General features: G+C 65.4%; 16 protein-coding genes. 7 read left to right on the top strand and 9 right to left on the bottom strand.

Going from position 1 to position 16,031, the window contains the following annotated elements; genetic code table 11:
* The first annotated feature begins 39 nt into the window (after window positions 1-39).
* From K0B96_RS12075 to K0B96_RS12060, 4 genes are all read left to right on the top strand, one after another.
* Entirely contained in the window at window positions 40-1,449 is a 1,410-nt protein-coding gene (locus tag K0B96_RS12075) for a hypothetical protein (RefSeq protein ID WP_220161148.1), read from the top strand.
* 64 nt (window positions 1,450-1,513) lie between these two features.
* Window positions 1,514-2,584 (top strand): saccharopine dehydrogenase family protein, encoded by a 1,071-nt coding sequence (locus K0B96_RS12070; RefSeq protein WP_220161147.1) that lies wholly within the window; start codon window positions 1,514-1,516, stop codon window positions 2,582-2,584.
* Between the two features lie 51 nt (window positions 2,585-2,635).
* Window positions 2,636-4,189, top strand: coding sequence for an L-piperidine-6-carboxylate dehydrogenase (gene amaB, locus K0B96_RS12065; protein ID WP_220161146.1), 1,554 nt, complete (start codon window positions 2,636-2,638; stop codon window positions 4,187-4,189).
* A gap of 86 nt (window positions 4,190-4,275) precedes the next feature.
* A complete protein-coding gene (locus K0B96_RS12060) occupies window positions 4,276-5,004 on the top strand; it encodes a class I SAM-dependent methyltransferase (protein ID WP_220161145.1) in 729 nt (242 codons plus the stop codon).
* Window positions 5,005-5,061: 57 nt separating this feature from the next.
* On the opposite strand, the gene K0B96_RS12055 is transcribed toward K0B96_RS12060, so the two are convergent.
* From K0B96_RS12055 to K0B96_RS12025, 7 genes are all read right to left on the bottom strand, one after another.
* Complete coding sequence (locus K0B96_RS12055; protein WP_220161144.1) at window positions 5,062-5,985, bottom strand: serine O-acetyltransferase; 924 nt, start codon at window positions 5,983-5,985, stop codon at window positions 5,062-5,064.
* A 97-nt stretch (window positions 5,986-6,082) separates the two neighbouring features.
* Window positions 6,083-6,496 carry an RrF2 family transcriptional regulator gene (locus K0B96_RS12050; protein ID WP_220161143.1) on the bottom strand — a complete coding sequence of 138 codons (414 nt, stop codon included), beginning with the start codon at window positions 6,494-6,496 and terminating at the stop codon, window positions 6,083-6,085.
* Window positions 6,497-6,635: 139 nt separating this feature from the next.
* The gene (locus K0B96_RS12045; RefSeq protein WP_220161142.1) at window positions 6,636-8,030 is read right to left on the bottom strand and encodes a sulfate adenylyltransferase subunit 1; all 1,395 of its coding nucleotides are present in this window, start codon (window positions 8,028-8,030) and stop codon (window positions 6,636-6,638) included.
* Window positions 8,031-8,054: 24 nt separating this feature from the next.
* On the bottom strand, window positions 8,055-8,900 hold the full coding sequence (gene cysD / locus K0B96_RS12040; protein ID WP_345779929.1) for a sulfate adenylyltransferase subunit CysD: 846 nt from the start codon (window positions 8,898-8,900) through the stop codon (window positions 8,055-8,057).
* A 91-nt stretch (window positions 8,901-8,991) separates the two neighbouring features.
* A complete protein-coding gene (locus K0B96_RS12035; protein ID WP_220161141.1) occupies window positions 8,992-9,663 on the bottom strand; it encodes a phosphoadenosine phosphosulfate reductase domain-containing protein in 672 nt (223 codons plus the stop codon).
* Between the two features lie 20 nt (window positions 9,664-9,683).
* Window positions 9,684-9,911 carry a DUF2061 domain-containing protein gene (locus K0B96_RS12030; protein ID WP_220161140.1) on the bottom strand — a complete coding sequence of 76 codons (228 nt, stop codon included), beginning with the start codon at window positions 9,909-9,911 and terminating at the stop codon, window positions 9,684-9,686.
* Between the two features lie 52 nt (window positions 9,912-9,963).
* Entirely contained in the window at window positions 9,964-11,700 is a 1,737-nt protein-coding gene (locus K0B96_RS12025) for an NADPH-dependent assimilatory sulfite reductase hemoprotein subunit (RefSeq protein WP_220161139.1), read from the bottom strand.
* 51 nt (window positions 11,701-11,751) lie between these two features.
* On the opposite strand from K0B96_RS12025, the gene cobA reads away from it, so the two are divergent.
* The 3 genes from cobA to K0B96_RS12010 are packed head-to-tail and all read left to right on the top strand — an operon-like array spanning window position 11,752 to window position 13,626.
* Window positions 11,752-12,570 (top strand): uroporphyrinogen-III C-methyltransferase, encoded by an 819-nt coding sequence (cobA, locus tag K0B96_RS12020; protein WP_220161138.1) that lies wholly within the window; start codon window positions 11,752-11,754, stop codon window positions 12,568-12,570.
* Window positions 12,570-13,391, top strand: a complete 822-nt coding sequence (locus K0B96_RS12015; RefSeq protein WP_220161137.1) for a sirohydrochlorin chelatase — start codon at window positions 12,570-12,572, stop codon at window positions 13,389-13,391. Before cobA ends, K0B96_RS12015 begins: the two co-directional genes overlap by 1 nt.
* A 37-nt stretch (window positions 13,392-13,428) precedes the next feature.
* Window positions 13,429-13,626 carry a CsbD family protein gene (locus tag K0B96_RS12010; protein WP_220161136.1) on the top strand — a complete coding sequence of 66 codons (198 nt, stop codon included), beginning with the start codon at window positions 13,429-13,431 and terminating at the stop codon, window positions 13,624-13,626.
* Window positions 13,627-13,643: 17 nt separating this feature from the next.
* Here K0B96_RS12010 and K0B96_RS12005 read toward each other — a convergent pair whose 3' ends face one another.
* Both K0B96_RS12005 and K0B96_RS12000 read right to left on the bottom strand, forming a co-directional pair.
* The gene (locus tag K0B96_RS12005) at window positions 13,644-15,557 is read right to left on the bottom strand and encodes a hybrid sensor histidine kinase/response regulator (protein ID WP_220161135.1); all 1,914 of its coding nucleotides are present in this window, start codon (window positions 15,555-15,557) and stop codon (window positions 13,644-13,646) included.
* A 9-nt stretch (window positions 15,558-15,566) separates the two neighbouring features.
* The gene (locus K0B96_RS12000) at window positions 15,567-16,022 is read right to left on the bottom strand and encodes a response regulator (RefSeq protein WP_255558643.1); all 456 of its coding nucleotides are present in this window, start codon (window positions 16,020-16,022) and stop codon (window positions 15,567-15,569) included.
* Window positions 16,023-16,031 lie beyond the last annotated feature (9 nt).

Below are 16,031 nucleotides of genomic sequence, written 5' to 3'. Positions count from 1 at the left end.
CGGGGAACTGAGGCACGGTCCGCGGACACCCATTACCCCATGGTTTCTCCTGCGGCATCGGAAACGAAAGGAGCGTCGGCGCCGGCCACGTTTGACTGGCCGCTGGCGCACGAGGCGGAGGCGCTGGTTACGCGGTGGATTGAGGCGTTTCTCCGCGGCAACGCGGTGGCCCGGCGGCTCGCAGAACGGATGCGCGATGAAACGGGCACGGAGTTTTATGAGTGGGTCGACCATGTAACGGTGGCGCCGGAGCACGTGGCGGAGTTGAGCGCGGCGGGCTTCGCGGAGGAGCGCGTGGAGGCGCCCACGGATGTGGCGGTGTGGTGGCATCCGCGCGCGATGATGCCGCGGGTCGTGGTGCGGGCGGGCGGCAGTCGTGACGGCGGGCCGGTGGAGCTGGCGGTGCGGCCGGAACGCCTGGTGGATTTTGTGGCGAAGCATGCGGCAGGCGCGGCGATCGAAGGCGCGTGGGGCGCACGGCTTCGACGCGCGGTGATCGCAGACGAGGCGGGGACGCGCTTGAGCGCGGTGGAGCGGCTGGGCTATCGCGGTTTTGTCGTCCGTGAACCGACGGCGGATTTTGTCGCGGGGGCGTTGCGGGCGGGCGAACTCTGGCGGACGCGGCCGCGGGATTTCGCCGAGGATGCAGGGGGCGTGGCGCAGGCTTTCGCGCGGTTGGATGAGGTGTTGCGCCACGTGGATCGCGACGCGGCGTGCGAGTTATTTTTCGCGGAAGAGCGGCGGTTTTGGGAGGAGCGCAACCGGGCGGCGCGCGTGCAGAAGCGGCGGCAGGATGCGTTGGGACTCGGCTGGGGAAATCACGATCACCACACCTTCCGGTGCTCGCGCGCGCACTTCGCGGATCTCATCGCGTTTCTGCTGCGGCTGGGGTTTGAAAAGCGGGAACGCTATTACGCCGGGGCGGAGGCGGGCTGGGGCGCGCAGATTTTGGAGCAGCGGGTGACGGGTATCGTGGTGTTTGCTGATGTGGACCTGATGCCGGAGGAAACAGCGGTGGATTTCTCCACGCACCGGCTGCCGCCGGCGTCGCGGTTGGGCACGGTGGGTCTGTGGTGCGGATTGCATGGCGACAGTTTCCTGGCGGCGGGCATGCACCATCTGGAAGCGCGTTTCGATTTCGCGCGCCTGCGCGAGCAACTCGCGACGGAAGGCGTGGGCACGATGAAACCGTTTTCCGATTTCGACTTTTTGAAACAGGCGTTTACCGAGGGCGAGCGGTGGCGCGTGGCACCGGAGCGCATCGAGCGGCTGCGGCGCGACGGCTTGATCAGCGCGGAGCAGGCGGCGACGTTTCGGCGCGACGGCGCGATCGGAAGTCATCTGGAGAACCTGCAGCGCAAGGGCGGATTCAAAGGCTTTAATCAGAAGTCGGTGAGCGTGATCATCGAGGCGACGGACCCGCGGAGGACGGCGGCGCATTCGACTTAGCGGCCGGATGGGCGGCGTCTGGCGGAGGGCGGCGCACGAGAAAAATATTTACCCCAAGGACCCCATGAAAATCGGAATCATCGGCGCCGGCAAAGTCGGCGCAACCATTGCGACGTTGCTGGAGAGCTGCCGGTTCTGCCGCGCGGTCGTGCTGGGTGATGCGCGGTCGGACGTTGAGGTGAGCGGGTTGAAGAAGGCGCGCACGGTGACGTTGAACGTGAAAGAGGCGGCGGAGTTGGCGGCGTTGGTGAAGAAGTGCGACGCAGTCGTGAGCGCGGCGCCGTATTTTTTGAACAAGACGATTGCGCAGGCGTGCGCGGAGCGGGGCGTTTCGTATTTCGACCTGACGGAGGATGTGCACACGACGAACTTCGTGCGCGCGCTGGCGAAAGACGCGAAGGCGACATTCATGCCGCAGTGCGGATTGGCGCCGGGCGCGATCAATATCGTGGGCGGAGATCTGGCGTCATCCCTCGACAACGTGCGGCAATGCGAGATGCGCGTGGGGGCGCTGCCGTTGTTCGCGAGCAACCAGATGAAATATTACCTGAGCTGGAGCACGGCGGGGTTGATCAACGAATACTGCCAGCTGGGCGAGGCGCTGCATGGCGGAAAACGCATCACGACGCTGCCGCTGGACGGCGTGGAGCGGCTGACGGTCGATGGGGTGGAATACGAGGCGTTCAACACGTCGGGCGGCGTGGCGACGATGTGCGAAACGTTTGAGGGGAAAGTGGGCGAGTTGAACTACAAGACGATGCGCTATCCGGGGCACCGCGACTTGATGCGTTTCATGCTGCAGGATCTGAATCTTGCGGACCGGCAGGAGTTGTTGACACAGATTTTCGACCAGGAAGTGCCGCTGACGGATCACGACGTGGTCGTGTTTTACGTCAGCGTCGTCGGGACGGTGAAAGGCCGGCTCGTGCAACGGAGCTTCGTGAAGAAAATGCGCGGCGCGGTGGTGCAGCGCCGCACGTTGTCGGCGATCCAGCTCACGACGGCGGCGGGCGTGGTGGCGATTTTGGAATTGTTCGCGGGCGGGAAACTGGGCGCGGGTTTCGTGAAACAGGAGTCGGTGCCGCTCAAAGCGTTTCTCGCGACGAAGTGGGGCGGGCGCGTGTATGGCGCGTGACGCGGGCTCGCCCGCGCACCCGGGAAGTGACACGAGAACGGGACAAAATTTATGAAAAAGAAAAGTGGCATGACGTCGGTGGCGGGCGTGGCGCGGGCGATTTTTCCGGAGCTGGGGTTGTCGGCGAAAAGCAACGCGGGCGTCTTTGACGGCGCGTGGCGGGCGAGCGGAGAGACAGTGGAGAAATGCTCGCCGATCGACGGGAAACCGCTGGCCCGCGTGCGACACGCGACGGGCGAGGATTATGAACGCGTGGCCGCGGCGGCGCAGCGGGCGGGGCTGGCGTGGCGGGAGGTGCCCGCGCCGAAGCGGGGCGAGGTGGTGCGACAGCTCGGCAATGCGTTACGCGAACGGAAGGCGGCGCTCGGGCGGCTGGTGTCGCTCGAGGCGGGCAAGATCATCGCCGAGGGCGAGGGGGAGGTGCAGGAGATGATCGACATCTGCGATTTTGCGGTGGGACTTTCGCGGCAGTTGCATGGGTTGACGATCGCCTCGGAACGGCCGGGGCACCGGATGATGGAGCAGTGGCACCCGTTGGGCGTGGTGGGGATTATTTCGGCGTTTAACTTTCCGGTCGCGGTGTGGTCGTGGAACAGCGCCGTCGCGGCGGTGGCGGGGAATGCGACGTTGTGGAAGCCGTCGGAAAAAACGCCGCTGACGGCGATCGCCTGCGTGAAGATCGCGGAGAAAGTTTGCCGCGCGAATGGCGTGGATCCGGCGATTTTCGGCCTTGTGATCGGCGACGGTGCGACGGTGGGCGAACGACTGGCGGCGGACCGCCGGGTGGCGTTGGTGTCGGCGACGGGTTCGACGCGGATGGGGAAACGCGTGGGCGAAGTGGTGGCGCAGCGGCTGGGGCGGACGTTGCTCGAACTCGGCGGCAACAACGCGATCATCGTGGCGCCGTCGGCGGATCTGGAGCTGGCCGTGCGCGGAATTCTATTTGGTGCCGTCGGCACGGCGGGACAGCGCTGCACCTCGACGCGGCGGTTGATCGTGCACGAGTCGGTGAAGGACAAACTGGTCGCGCGCCTCGTGGCGGCTTACGGGCAACTGTCGATCGGCAATCCGCTGCAGCGCAGGACGCTGGTGGGGCCGTTGATCGACGAGGCGGCGGTGGCGGGAATGATGAACGCGTTGGCGGAAGCGAAGCGGAGTGGCGGAACGATTTTGTGCGGCGGCGAGCGGCGGCGTGGACTGTATGTGTCGCCCTGCCTCGTGGAGGCGCGCAACGAGTGGCCGGTCGTGCAGGCGGAGACGTTTGCGCCGATCCTGTATGTGATGAGCTACCGGACACTCGAGGAGGCGATCGCATGGCAGAACGCGGTGCCGCAAGGGTTGAGCTCCGCGATTTTCACGCGCGACCTTCGCGAGGCGGAAACATTTCTCTCCGCGCGGGGGAGCGATTGCGGCATCGCGAATGTGAACATCGGCACGAGCGGCGCGGAGATCGGCGGGGCGTTTGGGGGCGAGAAGGAGACGGGCGGCGGGCGGGAGAGCGGCAGCGATGCGTGGAAGGCGTATATGCGCCGGCAGACGGCGACGGTAAATTATTCGGACGCGTTGCCGCTGGCGCAGGGAATCACGTTTGGAGCGGAGGGATGACGGAGCGGCGGGGGCCAAAGTGGAGCGGCGAATGAGGTTTTCGCCGTTGCGCCGGGCAAGGCGCGGCCCCTTCTTTTCCCCCGCGTATGAACGACGGCTTCCTTGTCACTTATCCCGCCCATGTGGCCCGCTTGCGGGCGAAACTGGATCGCGACGCGGCGTTGCGGGAGGCGGTGGGCGGAAATTTTCTGGCGATGGGCAAGCTGGAGTGTGCGTTGCTGGTGCAGCTCGGCCTGACGGCGGATTCGCGGGTGATCGATGTGGGCTGTGGCAGCGGGCGGCTGGCGTGCCAGCTCGCGGCAGTGCCAGGCGTGCGGTATCTCGGCACGGATGTGGTGGAGGAGTTGCTGGCGTATGCGCGCGAACTGGCGCAGCGGTCGGACTGGGTCTTTGCGGTGGCCAACGGCGTGAAGATCGAGGCGCCGGACAACACGGCGGACTTCGTGTGTTTCTTCTCGGTGCTCACGCATTTGAAGCATGAGGACAGTTATCGCTACCTGCAGGAGGCGAAGCGGGTGTTGAAACCGGGCGGCGCGATCGTGTTTTCGTTTCTCGAGTTCTTCATTCCGTCGCACTGGGAAGTGTTTCGCCACATGCTCGAGCACGGGCAGCCGGGCGATCACTTGAACCAGTTCATGGACCGGGAAGCGATCAAGCGGTGGGCGTATTATTTGGAGATGGACGTGGAGGCGGTGTGGGACGGCGACAAACCGCACATCCCGTTTGAGGGCGAAGTGGTGCTCGACGACGGGAGGAAGCTCACCGGCGTGGGCGCGCTCGGGCAATCGGTGGCGGTGCTGCGCAAGCGGCGTTGAGCGCCGGCGATGGACGGAATGGCGAACGCGCGGGGGCGCGCGGAAACGCGAGCGGCGTCAGATCATCCAATCGCCGCCGTTGTCGCCGAGGAGATCGTCTTTTTTGCGCCGGGCGCGGACGATGGAAGCCTGGTCGCCTTGGTAATAGGCGATGCTGTTGGGCGGCATCGATTGCATGAGCCAGACGTTGGAGCCGACGACGGAGTTTTCGCCGATGACGGTATCGCCGCCGAGAATCGTGGCGCCGGGATAAACCACGACGTGGTCCTCGAGTTTCGGGTGGCGCTTCACGCCTTTCACGGGCGCGCCAGAATCGTCGACTTGGAAGGACTTCGCGCCGAGCGTGACGCCTTGGTAGATTTTGACGTGGTGGCCGATCCGGGCGGTTTCGCCGATGACGACGCCGGTGCCGTGATCGACAAAGAAGTGGGAGCCGATTTCGGCGCCCGGATGGATGTCGCAGCCGGTGCGTTCGTGGGCGTATTCGGTGAGCATGCGCGGAAGCAGCGGCACGTTGAGCGAATAGAGGACGTGGGCGACGCGTTGGAGCGAGATCACGAGCACGCACGGATACGCGAGAATGATTTCCTCGACGCTGCGGGCGGCGGGATCGCCGCGGTAGGCGGCGGCGACATCGGTCTGCACGATGCGGCGGACTTCGGGGAGGCGGCTGAGCGTGGCGGTGGTGAGTTCGCGGGCGAGGCGGGCGGGCTCATCGCGACGGGCGAAGCGGAGACTCTTTTCGATCTCGGCGGCCAGGCGCGCATCGACGCTGGCGAGGAGGCGGTCGACCCACGCGGGGACTTCGTTTTTGCTCAGACCAGTCTCCTCGAAATAACCGGGAAACAGCAGGTGCATGAACTGCGCAGCGAGGAGGTTGACGGATTCCTGGCCGGGCAGGTTGATGCCGTCGAGATGGTTGATGCCGCCATCCGCATCGTAGGATTGGAGGAGCGCTTGTTTGATGGACTCGAGACTCATGCAGGGCGGTCGGGAAAACGGAGGGCAGGGCGGGAGCGCAGGCGAGTCAAAATCGCGGCATAGCGGCGCGGGCGGCGACCCGGCGAGGCGGGTGCGCTCAGATGTAATACATTTCCGCGGCGTTTTGCGCGAGCAGCCGGTCGACGGTGTAGCTTTTCATTTTCTCGGCGAGGTCGGTGCGGATGTCCTGCCAGACCGCGCGCAGGCGGCGGCCGGTGCGGCCGGCGTGGTTGCCACTGAGTTCGAGGACATCGCCATCGATGACGGTGACGATGTCGTAGAGGGAAATCTGGTCGGCCGGGCGGGCGAGCGCGTAACCGCCTTGGGCGCCGCGGCGGCTGGTGATGAGCCCGCCGTTGCGCAATTCGCTGAGAATTTGCGCGAGAAACGTAGGGGGGACGGCCTCGGTTTTCGCCAGGTGCTCGATTTGCGCGAGGGTGCCGGTGCCGTGCAGTCGGGCGATTTCAGTCAGCACGCGGCACGCATAGTCGACTTTGACGGAAATCTTCACGGGCAGAGAGGTAACAGGCGTGCGCGGAAGAGTAAACCGATTTGCGGGCGAAGAACGCGGCGCAGCGCGCGGTGGAGACGAGCAGCGCGGGAGCGGCCGTGCGGCGGAGCGCACGGCGCGCGTTTCCGGGGAGCGGGCGTCAGATGACGAAGTCGATTTCGTCGGCGCGCACGACTTGCTTGGGTGGGAGGAGCATGCCGGCGGCGACGGTGGCGTTGGTGCCTTGCTCGATGAGGATGAACGAGCCCGTGAGACGATTGGTCGCGTAGCCGTCGTAGAAGAGCGGCTTGGCGGTGCGCAGGCGAATTTCGCCAATGTCGTTGAGTGCGAGTTCGGCCGGCGCGGAACGGGGTTCGAGCGTCGTGATGTCGATGCGGTTTTCGATTTCGGAGACGACCGCCTGGACAGTGTTGGTCGTGTGCTTGAGGAGGTATTTTTTGCCGCGTTGAAGCGGGCGCGGGTGCATCCAGCAGATCTTCGCGTGGAGATTGCTGCCGGCGCCGGGCATGAAGTCGTCGAGGCCGACGATCATGTTGCCGCGGCTGACGTCGAGGTCGTGCTCCAGCACGAGCGTGACGGATTGCGGGCAGAAGGCTTCGTCCACGGGTCCGTCGTAGGTCCAGATTTGTTTGATGGAGGTGGTGATGCCGGCGGGGAGCACGAGCACTTTCTGACCGCGGCGGACGACGCCGCCGGCGATCTGGCCGCTGAGGCCGCGGAAGTCGTGCAAGCGCGGGTTGCTCGGGGAATGCGGACGGTTGACCCATTGCACGGGGAAGCGGAAGCCGGAGAGGTTCCAATCGCTGGCGATGTGGACGGTCTCGAGGTGGCCGAGCAGCGGGGGACCGACGTGCCAGGGGGTGTGAGGGGAAGGCGAGACGACGTTGTCGCCATTGAGCGCGCTGATCGGGATGAACTTGACGTCCTTGATATCGAGGCGCGGGAGGAATTTTTCGAAGTCGTCGCGAATCTCGCGGAAGCGTTCTTCGCTCCAGCCGACGAGGTCCATTTTGTTGACCGCGACGACGAGGTGGGGAATGCGCAGGAGCGAGGCGAGGCAGGAGTGGCGGCGGCTTTGCTCGATGACGCCGGTGCGGGCGTCGACCAGCACGATGGAGAGGTTCGCCGTGGAGGCGCCCGTGACCATGTTGCGCGTGTATTGGACGTGGCCGGGCGTATCCGCGATGATGAACTTGCGGCGGGGCGTGGCAAAGTAGCGGTAGGCGACGTCGATCGTGATGCCTTGCTCGCGCTCGGCGCGGAGGCCGTCGGTGAGGTTGGCGAGATTGATCTGGCCGCCGCCGGTGATGTCGGCGGAGCGTTCGAGCGCCTCGATCTGATCTTCCATCAGCGATTTTGAATCGTAGAGGAGCCGGCCGATGAGGGTGGACTTGCCGTCGTCGACGCTGCCGCAGGTGTTGAAGCGGAGGATGTCGATCGGGTGCGTGGCGAGCGCCGTCGAGGCAATGGACGACGGCGAGAGCGGCTCGGGGGCGAGGGTGGCGTTCAATTCGGGAGCGGGAGAAATGGACATGTGTTCAGGCGCGGGAAACGGGGATCAGAAGTAGCCGGCTTTTTTGCGGTCTTCCATGGCGGCTTCGGAGGCTTTGTCGTCGGCGCGCGAGCCGCGTTCGGTGACGCGGGCGGCGGCGATTTCGGCGATGATGTCGTCGAAGGTGTCGGCCGGCGACTCGACGAGGCCGGTGCTGATGATATCGCCGATGGTGCGCACGCGGACGACGAGTTCGCGCACGGTCTCGCCGGGTTTCGGCGGGAGAATATCGGTGACGGGCAGCCATTGGCCGTGGCGGCGGACGCAGGAGCGGCGGTGGCTGAAATAGATGCTGGGCACCTCAAGCTGCTCGCGGCGGATGTATTCCCACACGTCCATCTCCGTCCAATTGGAGAGGGGAAAAATGCGCATGTTTTCGCCGGCGTTGAGGCGGCCGTTGTAGAGATTCCAGATTTCGGGGCGCTGGTTTTTTGGGTCCCACTGGCCGAAGCTGTCGCGGAAACTGAAGAAGCGTTCTTTGGCGCGGGCCTTTTCTTCGTCGCGCCGGGCGCCGCCGATGCAGGCGTCGAAACGGAATTCCTCGATGGCGGCGAGGAGGGTGGGGATCTGGAGTTTGTTGCGGCTGATTTCGCCGGGCGCGGGCGTGGCGATGCCTTGGGCGATGGCGTCTTCGACGCGGCGGATGATCAGCTTGGCGCCGAGCTCGGCGGCGCGGCGATCGCGAAACGCGTTGAGCTCGGGGAAGTGGTGGCCGGTGTCGACGTTGAGCAGCGGCATCGGAATATCCGACGGGCGGAACGCTTTTTCGGCGAGGCGCAGGAGGCAGATGGAATCCTTGCCGCCGGAAAACAGGAGCGCGGGGCGTTCGAATTCGCCGGCGACCTCGCGCATGAGGTGGATCGCCTCGGATTCGAGGTGCTGGAGATGGTCGAGGTGGTAGTTGTGCACGCGGACCGGAGAGTCGAGGGAAGGCGTCACGGGATTATTGAGCGGAGGCGACGGCGCGACCGCCCCAGGCGGCGTGGAGGCCGCATTCGCGTTTTTCGTCGGCTTTCGCGGGATCGAAATAGTCCCACTCGTTGGGGAGTTGGTGCTCCGCGAGGTAGGCTTCCATCTCGGCGTCGCTGAAATAGAAAACGGGGCTGACCTTGAGGGAGTTGAAGTTGGCGTCGTGGGAGACGAGGTCGAGGCCGGCGCGATGGGGATTTTGCACCTGGCGAAGTGCGGTGATCCAGACGGTGGGCGCGAGTTCGCGCATGCCGCGTTGGAACGGTTCGAGTTTCATCTGCGCGCTGAATTTCTTCAGGCCCTCCTCGTCATCGAGCGTGGGAATCCCGCCGTAGATGGCATCGCGGTGCGCGGGCGTGAGGCGCGGGAGATAGGGTTGCAGGTTCAACTTGAGGCGCGCGCGCAGGGCTTCGGCGTGTTGGTAGGTGGCGGCGCGATTGTAGCCGTGATCGACCCAGAGGACGGGAATGTCGGGCTGCACCTGCGTGGCGAGATGGAGGACGACGGCTTCGTAAGGGCGAAAGTTGGTGGAGACGATGGCGCGGCCGTGGGCTTGCGCGATCGCCCAACGCACGACGTCGAGCGGGGACTGGGTGCGGAGGGCGGCGTTGGCGGCGGCGATTTGGTCGGGCGAAAAAGCGGACATGGCGGGACGGAGGCGGGACGTTAAATGGAATACGTTGACGCGGGGTTGACGCGGCCGAATGAGAGCCGGTCCCAGACGCGTTCGTGGATGAAGTAGAGGGTGACTTTCGTGAACAGCTCCACGAACCCAATACTGAAGGCCCACTTGGCCTGGCCGGTGATGAGGTAGGAGATCACGATCGTATCGAGCGTGCCTGTGACGCGCCAGGAGATGGCTTTCACGAGACTGCGGCGGGCTTTTTCCTTCATGGAGGGAAACGCGAGCGGGAAGAGGAAGCGGGAGGAAGTGGAGCGTTGTTGCTCAGGCGACGGCGGCGGCGACGGGCGCGGGTGGCGGCGTGGCGGCAGCGGCGGCGGCCTGGGCGGCGGCTTGCTCGGCCCAGATGACGCGGGCGACGAAATCGCCGAGGCGTTCGCCGGGGAGGCGTTCGTCGCGCCAGCGCGTGAAGACGGCGCGGAGCTCGTTTTCGATGTCCGGTTCTTTCACGGCGTCGCGGTAGAGGCGATTAAGGCGGGAACCGGCGGCGTTGGCGCCGAGCCAGATTTGGTAACGGCCGGGCGCTTTGCCGACGAACGCGAGTTCGGCGGTGTAGGGGCGGGCGCAACCGTTGGGGCAGCCGGTGGAGCGAATGATGATTTCCTCGTCGGCGAGGCCGAGCTCGGCCGTGATCGCTTCGATCTTGTCGATGAGGCCGGGCAACATGCGCTCAGACTCGGCGAGCGCGAGGCCGCAGGTCGGGAGGGCGGGGCACGCCATCGCGGAGGCGTGAAGAAGGGAGGCCTGACGCTCGGTCTTCACGCCGTGGCTCGCGAGCAGCGCGTCGAGGCGCGGACGATCGGCGTCGGGGATGTTGGCGAGGATGACGTTCTGGTTGGCGCTGAGGCGGAACTCGAAGTGGGGGAACTGCTCCGCGACCTCGCGCAAGGCGGTCTTCATGCGGTGACCGTCGACGTCTTTGATGCGGCCGGTTTCGACGAAGAGCGTGAGGAAGAGCGAACCGTCGACGGCGCGATTCCAGCCGTAGACGTCACCCGTGCTGGTGAACTCATAGGGGCGCGCCGGGGGAATCGCGATGCCGGTGCGACGGACGACTTCGTCGCGCACCCAGTCGGAGCCCATTTCTTCGACGACGTATTTGAAGCGCGCGTGTTTGCGGTTCATGCGATCGCCGTAATCGCGGAAGATCGTGAGCACCGCCTGGGCGACGGGGATGATGTTGGCGGATTCGACGAAGCCGATGACATCGGCGAGACGCGGATACGTTTCGGCGTTGCCGTGGCTGCGGCCCATGCCGCCGCCGACGGCGACATTGTAACCGAGGAGGCGATCGCCTTCGACGATGGCGATGAAGCCAATGTCGTTGGTGAAGACGTCCATGTCGTTAACCGGCGGAATCACGAAGGACGCCTTGAATTTGCGGGGGAGATAAGCGTCGCCGTAGAGCGGATCGACGAAGCCTTTGTGCGCGGGATCTTCGAGGTTGAGCTGCTCGTTATCGATCCAGATGGAGTCGTAGGCGGCGGTGCGGGGCGCGAGGGCGTAGGCGGTGCGCAGGGCGTCGGCGTAAACCTGGGCGCGCGCTTTGGTGACGGCGGGCGTGGGCGAGGCGGTGACGTTGCGGCTGACGTCGCCGCAGGCGGCGCGGGTGGAGAGAAGGGATTGAACGATGCCGTTGATGACGGAGCGAAGGCCGGGCTTCAGCACGCCGTGGAACTGGATGCACTGGCGCGTGGTGACGCGCAGGGTGTTGTTGCCGTGTTCGGTGGAAAGGCGGTCGAAGGTGAGCCACTGCGCGGAGGTCATCACGCCGCCGGGAATGCGGCTGCGGACCATCATCATGTATTTTTTGCCGGTCTTGCGCAGATCGCGGTCGTCCTGCTGATACACGCCGTGGAATTTCAGAAACTGGACGTCGTCGTCGGCGAAGAATTCGGCGGTGGGATCGTTGAGCACGCGGGAGATGGTGCCGCCCAGCGTGGGATCGCTGCGCTTCTGGTGTTCGTTCTTGCTGAGCTTGGTCGGGTCGTTCGGGAGCATGACAAATTTTGCGTTTGATTCTTGGCGGAAGATTCAAAATCTAAACTTTAGATGTTCAGTAAAGAACAAATTTCACTTTATGACCAATCGCTCGGGCGCGTGACGCTGGTCGGCGCGGGGCCGGGCGATCCGGAGCTCATTACGGTGCGCGGACAACGTGCGTTAAGAGAGGCCGAGGTCGTGATTTACGACGATCTGGCGAATCCGGAATTGCTGAAGTTGTGCCCGACGGCGCGGGCGATTTACGTGGGAAAACGAGCGGGTCGGCATTGCGTGCCGCAGGAGGAAACGACGGCGCTGCTCGTGGCGGAGGCGCAGGCGGGCCACCATGTCGTGCGGCTCAAGGGCGGCGATCCGTTGATGTTTGGGCGCGGCGGCGAAGAGGCGCACGCGCTGGCGGCGGCGGGGATTCCGTGCGAAATCGTGCCGGGCGTGACGGCCGCGATCGCGGCGGGCGCGGCGGCGGGCGTGCCGTTGACGCATCGCGACCACGCGTCGGCGGTGGTGTTTGTGACCGGTCACGAGTGCGCGAAGGCGGAGACGCGGGTGGATTGGGCGGCGCTCGCGAAAACGGGGGCGACGTTGTGCATTTACATGGGCGCGCGGCGGCTGCCGCAGATCGCGGCGGCGCTTACGGCGGGCGGGCTGCGCGAGAGCACGCCGGTGGCGGTGGTGACCAATGCGTCGCTGCCGACCCAGGAAGTGCGCGTTGCAACGCTGGGCAGCGCCGGAGAACTGGCGCCGACGATTCTCGGGAAACCGGCGTTGATCATCGTGGGCGAGGTTGTGCGGCTGGCGGAGGTGTTGACGCAGGCGTCGGCTCTGGCGGTGCCGGCGTCCGGCGTGGTGGAACTGGCGAACGTGGCCTGATGGCGGAGGCGTGCGAGCACCTGTTTCTCGTCGACAACGGTTCACTGGCGCCGGCGGCGATTCGATCGCTGCGCGCGCTGGCGGAAAAACTGGGCGCGCGTCTTGGACGGCTGGTTGAACCGGTGTCGGTCCTGCATGCGGACAAGGTGCCGGCGGCGGAATTGGGAGGGCGGGCGGCGGAAGTCCTGGAGGCGGCGGTGCGCAGGCGGGCGAACGCGGGGGCGCGGCGGTTTGGCGTGGTGCCGCTCTTCATCGGACCGAGCCGGGCGTTGACGGAATTTTTGCCGGAATCGACGGAGCGGTGGCGCGGAGAATTTGGCGGGCTGACGATGACGGTGGCGGATCCGCTGCATCGGGCGGGCGAGATGGTGCTGGCGGAGATGCTGGCGGATTTTGTGCGCGCGACGGGGCCGGCGCGGGGCGCGACGAAGGTGGCGGTGGTCGATCATGGAAGTCCGGTGCGGGCGGTGACGGCGGCGCGCGACGAGATCGCGGCACAACTGGCGGTGCTGCTCGGCGGAGCGGCGGAGGTGGCGCCGTGCAGCATGGAGCGGCGCGCGGGCGAAGCGTATGCGTTCAACGAGCCGTTGCTGGAAACGCTGTTGGACGCGCCGGGGTGGAGGGGAGGCGACGTGGTGGTCGCGCAACTTTTTCTGCAACAAGGCCGGCATGCGGGGCCGCAGGGTGACGTGGCGCAAATCTGTGCGCGCGCGGAGGCTGCTTCGGCGGGTGGGCGCGTGCGGCGAACGCCTTTGCTGGGCGAGCATCCGCGGTTAATCGATTTGCTGGCGGCGCGGGCGCGCGAAGTGATGGCCCGGTGAAGCGAAACTGTCGCGCGCGCGGCTGGTCAGGAGGTCGATGAACGCCGACAAAACGGGACCGGATTGGAAGACAACGCGGGAGAAGCTGCGGGAAAAATTCAAAAATCTCCGGGAGGACGACCTTCAGCTCGCGAACGGTCAGGGCGAGGGATTGGTCGACCGGATCCAACAGCGCACGGGAGCGAATCGCGCTGAGATCGAGAAGTATCTGCGCGAAGAGTGCGGGTGCCGTTGAGCGGCACCGCGGCGGGATCAGGAGGGCGGGAGGTCGTGGGACGCCGGCGGATGCAGAATCGCGTGCACCTGCCGGATGAGGGCTTCGGCTGTGAAAGGTTTTAGCAAGAGGCCCTTGATGCAGGGCGGGGCGTCGCGCAGGCGTTGTTCGGCGGTGGGCAGGCCGGTGATGACGAGCATCTTGATGTTGGAATTGATCTGACTGAGCACGCGCGAGAGGGCGAGGCCATCGAAGTCGGGCATTTGCAAATCGGTGAGCACGAGGCGCACTTCGTGACTGCGTTGGGAGAACCAGCCCACGGCGTCGGCGGCATCGGACGCCACGAGGACATCGTAGCCTTGGCGGGTGAGGATGGTGGAGCAGAGTTGCTGGATGTGGGCCTCATCGTCCACGACGACGATGAGTTCACCGGCGCCGCGAGGGAGGGCGGTCGAGGATTCGGGACGATCGGCGCCGTCGGGCGAGGCGGGAAGGATGACGCGGAAGAGGGTGCCCTGGCCTGCTTCGGTCTGGACGATGATGTGTCCTTGATGGTTGCCGATAATGCCTTTGACGGTCGGCAGGCCGAGACCCGTGCCGTGGCCTTGCTCTTTCGTGGTAAAAAACGGTTTCCAGATGTGGGGCAGCACCTCGGGCGGGATGCCGGTGCCGGTGTCGGCGATGTCGATGACGACGAAGCGGGCGGTGGAGCTGGCGTCGGGACCGAGCGGAACGATTTCGTCGGGCAGGGTGTTGCGCACGCGGAGTGAAAGCCGGCCGCCGTGGGGCATGGCATCGCGGGCGTTGACGCAGAGGTTGAGCAGAACTTGGTGGATCTGGACGGGATTGGCTTGGATCAGCCAGAGGTCGTTGGGCACGTCCGCCTCCAACTTGATGGAGCGGGGGAAGGTTTGCTGGACCAGATTCACGATGTCGCGCAGCAGGTGTTTGATCTGCACGAGCTTGAGCTGGCCGGCAGAGCCTTGGGCGAAGGAGAGAATCTGGCGGGTGAGCGCGGCGCCGCGTTCGGCGCATTGTTCAACCGTGTCGAGCATGCGGCGCGCGCGCGGCTCGGTGGTGGCCGAGCGGAGGAGGGGCGCGGCCATGAGGATCGGCGCGAGCATGTTGTTCAAGTCGTGCGCGATCCCGGTGGCGAGGAGCCCGATGTTTTCCATGCGCTGGGCTTGGGCGAATTGGGCTTCGAGCAGTTTTTTTTCGGTGATGTCGGTGCTGATGGTGAGGCGGGCTTTGGGCCGGCCGGCTTCATCGAGCACGAGGGTATGATGCACCTCGATGGTGATTTCCTTGCCCGCCTTCGTATGAAGCTGCAATTCGCCGCGCCACGCGGAGGATTGCACGGACGCTTCGGAGGCGGCGATGATGGCCGCGGCGTCTTCGGGCCAGGCGACATCGCGGAGGCGGCGGCCGACGACGTCGGCCAGCGTCCAGCCGAAGATGCGTTCCGCGCCGCGGTTCCAGGAGATCACGTGGCCGGCGAGGTCGGCGATGACGATGGCTTCGTTGGCCTGTTCGATCATCTCGCCTTGCTGCACGAGGCGGTGGCGGGCTTCCCGATACAGGCGTTGTTCGTGGGCTTCGCGCACGGCGCGTTGGATCGCGACGGGAAGCCGTTTGATATTGCCCTTGAGGACGTAGTCTTGCGCGCCGTTGCGGATGAATTCGATGGCGACGTCTTCTTCGATGGTGCCGGAAAGGAGGATGAACGGCGTGTCGGGGAGAGTCGCCTTCGCGGTGCGCAGGGCGGTGAGACCGTCGCCATCGTGGACTTTGAAATCGGCGAGGATGAGGTCGGGCGGAGGGCCGTGCAGCGCGGCTTCGAAAGCGGCGAAAGAAGGCGCCACGACGAGGTGGCAGTCGGTCAGGTGCGGTTCGAGGTGGGCACGCACCAACGCGGCGTCGGCGGCATCGTCTTCCAAATAAAGGATCGTCATCTGAAAAGATCAGGCCCGGGGAGTCGGCGGCGGCTCGTTGATCAAGGCCCAGAAAAAGCCGAGTTTGCTGACGGCGCTGATAAAGTTGCTGAAGCCCACGGGCTTCACGACGTAGGCGTTGGCGCCGAGTTGATAGGTTTCGAGCAAATCGGATTCTTCGCGGGAGGAGGTGAGGACTACGACTGGCAGATTTTCGAGGGCGGGGGCGTTGCGCATCTGGCGCAAGACGTCGCGGCCGTCGGTGCCGGGCATTTTCAAGTCGAGAAACACGACGCTGGGGTCGGGGGCGGTGCGGCCGGCGTGCGCGCCGCGGCGGAAGAGGAGGTCGAGGGCTTGGTCACCGTCGTGGGCGACGATGACTTCGTTGGCGAGGCGGGCTTGTTTCAACGCCGTCAGAGTGAGCTCGACGTCGTTGGGATTGTCCTCGACGAGCAGAATGGGACGCAGGGGTGGCAGTGGCGACATGGTGCGAGG

Origin of the sequence: Horticoccus luteus (genome assembly GCF_019464535.1) — a bacterium.
Lineage (GTDB): Bacteria > Verrucomicrobiota > Verrucomicrobiia > Opitutales > Opitutaceae > Horticoccus > Horticoccus luteus.
The sequence above is the reverse complement of the archived record's forward strand: the minus strand, read 5'-3'. Positions and strand labels throughout refer to the sequence as shown.

Excerpts from the sequence above, each read along its gene's own strand:
- K0B96_RS12075 (WP_220161148.1), top strand. The coding sequence starts at position 40 with ATGGTTTCTCCTGCGGCATCGGAAACGAAAGGAGCGTCGGCGCCGGCC.
- K0B96_RS12070 (WP_220161147.1), top strand. The coding sequence starts at position 1,514 with ATGAAAATCGGAATCATCGGCGCCGGCAAAGTCGGCGCAACCATTGCG.
- amaB (WP_220161146.1), top strand. The coding sequence starts at position 2,636 with ATGAAAAAGAAAAGTGGCATGACGTCGGTGGCGGGCGTGGCGCGGGCG.
- K0B96_RS12060 (WP_220161145.1), top strand. The coding sequence starts at position 4,276 with ATGAACGACGGCTTCCTTGTCACTTATCCCGCCCATGTGGCCCGCTTG.
- K0B96_RS12055 (WP_220161144.1), bottom strand. The coding sequence starts at position 5,985 with ATGAGTCTCGAGTCCATCAAACAAGCGCTCCTCCAATCCTACGATGCG.
- K0B96_RS12045 (WP_220161142.1), bottom strand. The coding sequence starts at position 8,030 with ATGTCCATTTCTCCCGCTCCCGAATTGAACGCCACCCTCGCCCCCGAG.
- cysD (WP_345779929.1), bottom strand. The coding sequence starts at position 8,900 with ATGCGCGAGGTCGCCGGCGAATTCGAACGCCCCGCGCTCCTGTTTTCC.
- K0B96_RS12035 (WP_220161141.1), bottom strand. The coding sequence starts at position 9,663 with ATGTCCGCTTTTTCGCCCGACCAAATCGCCGCCGCCAACGCCGCCCTC.
- K0B96_RS12030 (WP_220161140.1), bottom strand. The coding sequence starts at position 9,911 with ATGAAGGAAAAAGCCCGCCGCAGTCTCGTGAAAGCCATCTCCTGGCGC.
- K0B96_RS12025 (WP_220161139.1), bottom strand. The coding sequence starts at position 11,700 with ATGCTCCCGAACGACCCGACCAAGCTCAGCAAGAACGAACACCAGAAG.
- cobA (WP_220161138.1), top strand. The coding sequence starts at position 11,752 with ATGTTCAGTAAAGAACAAATTTCACTTTATGACCAATCGCTCGGGCGC.
- K0B96_RS12015 (WP_220161137.1), top strand. The coding sequence starts at position 12,570 with ATGGCGGAGGCGTGCGAGCACCTGTTTCTCGTCGACAACGGTTCACTG.
- K0B96_RS12010 (WP_220161136.1), top strand. The coding sequence starts at position 13,429 with ATGAACGCCGACAAAACGGGACCGGATTGGAAGACAACGCGGGAGAAG.
- K0B96_RS12005 (WP_220161135.1), bottom strand. The coding sequence starts at position 15,557 with ATGACGATCCTTTATTTGGAAGACGATGCCGCCGACGCCGCGTTGGTG.
- K0B96_RS12000 (WP_255558643.1), bottom strand. The coding sequence starts at position 16,022 with ATGTCGCCACTGCCACCCCTGCGTCCCATTCTGCTCGTCGAGGACAAT.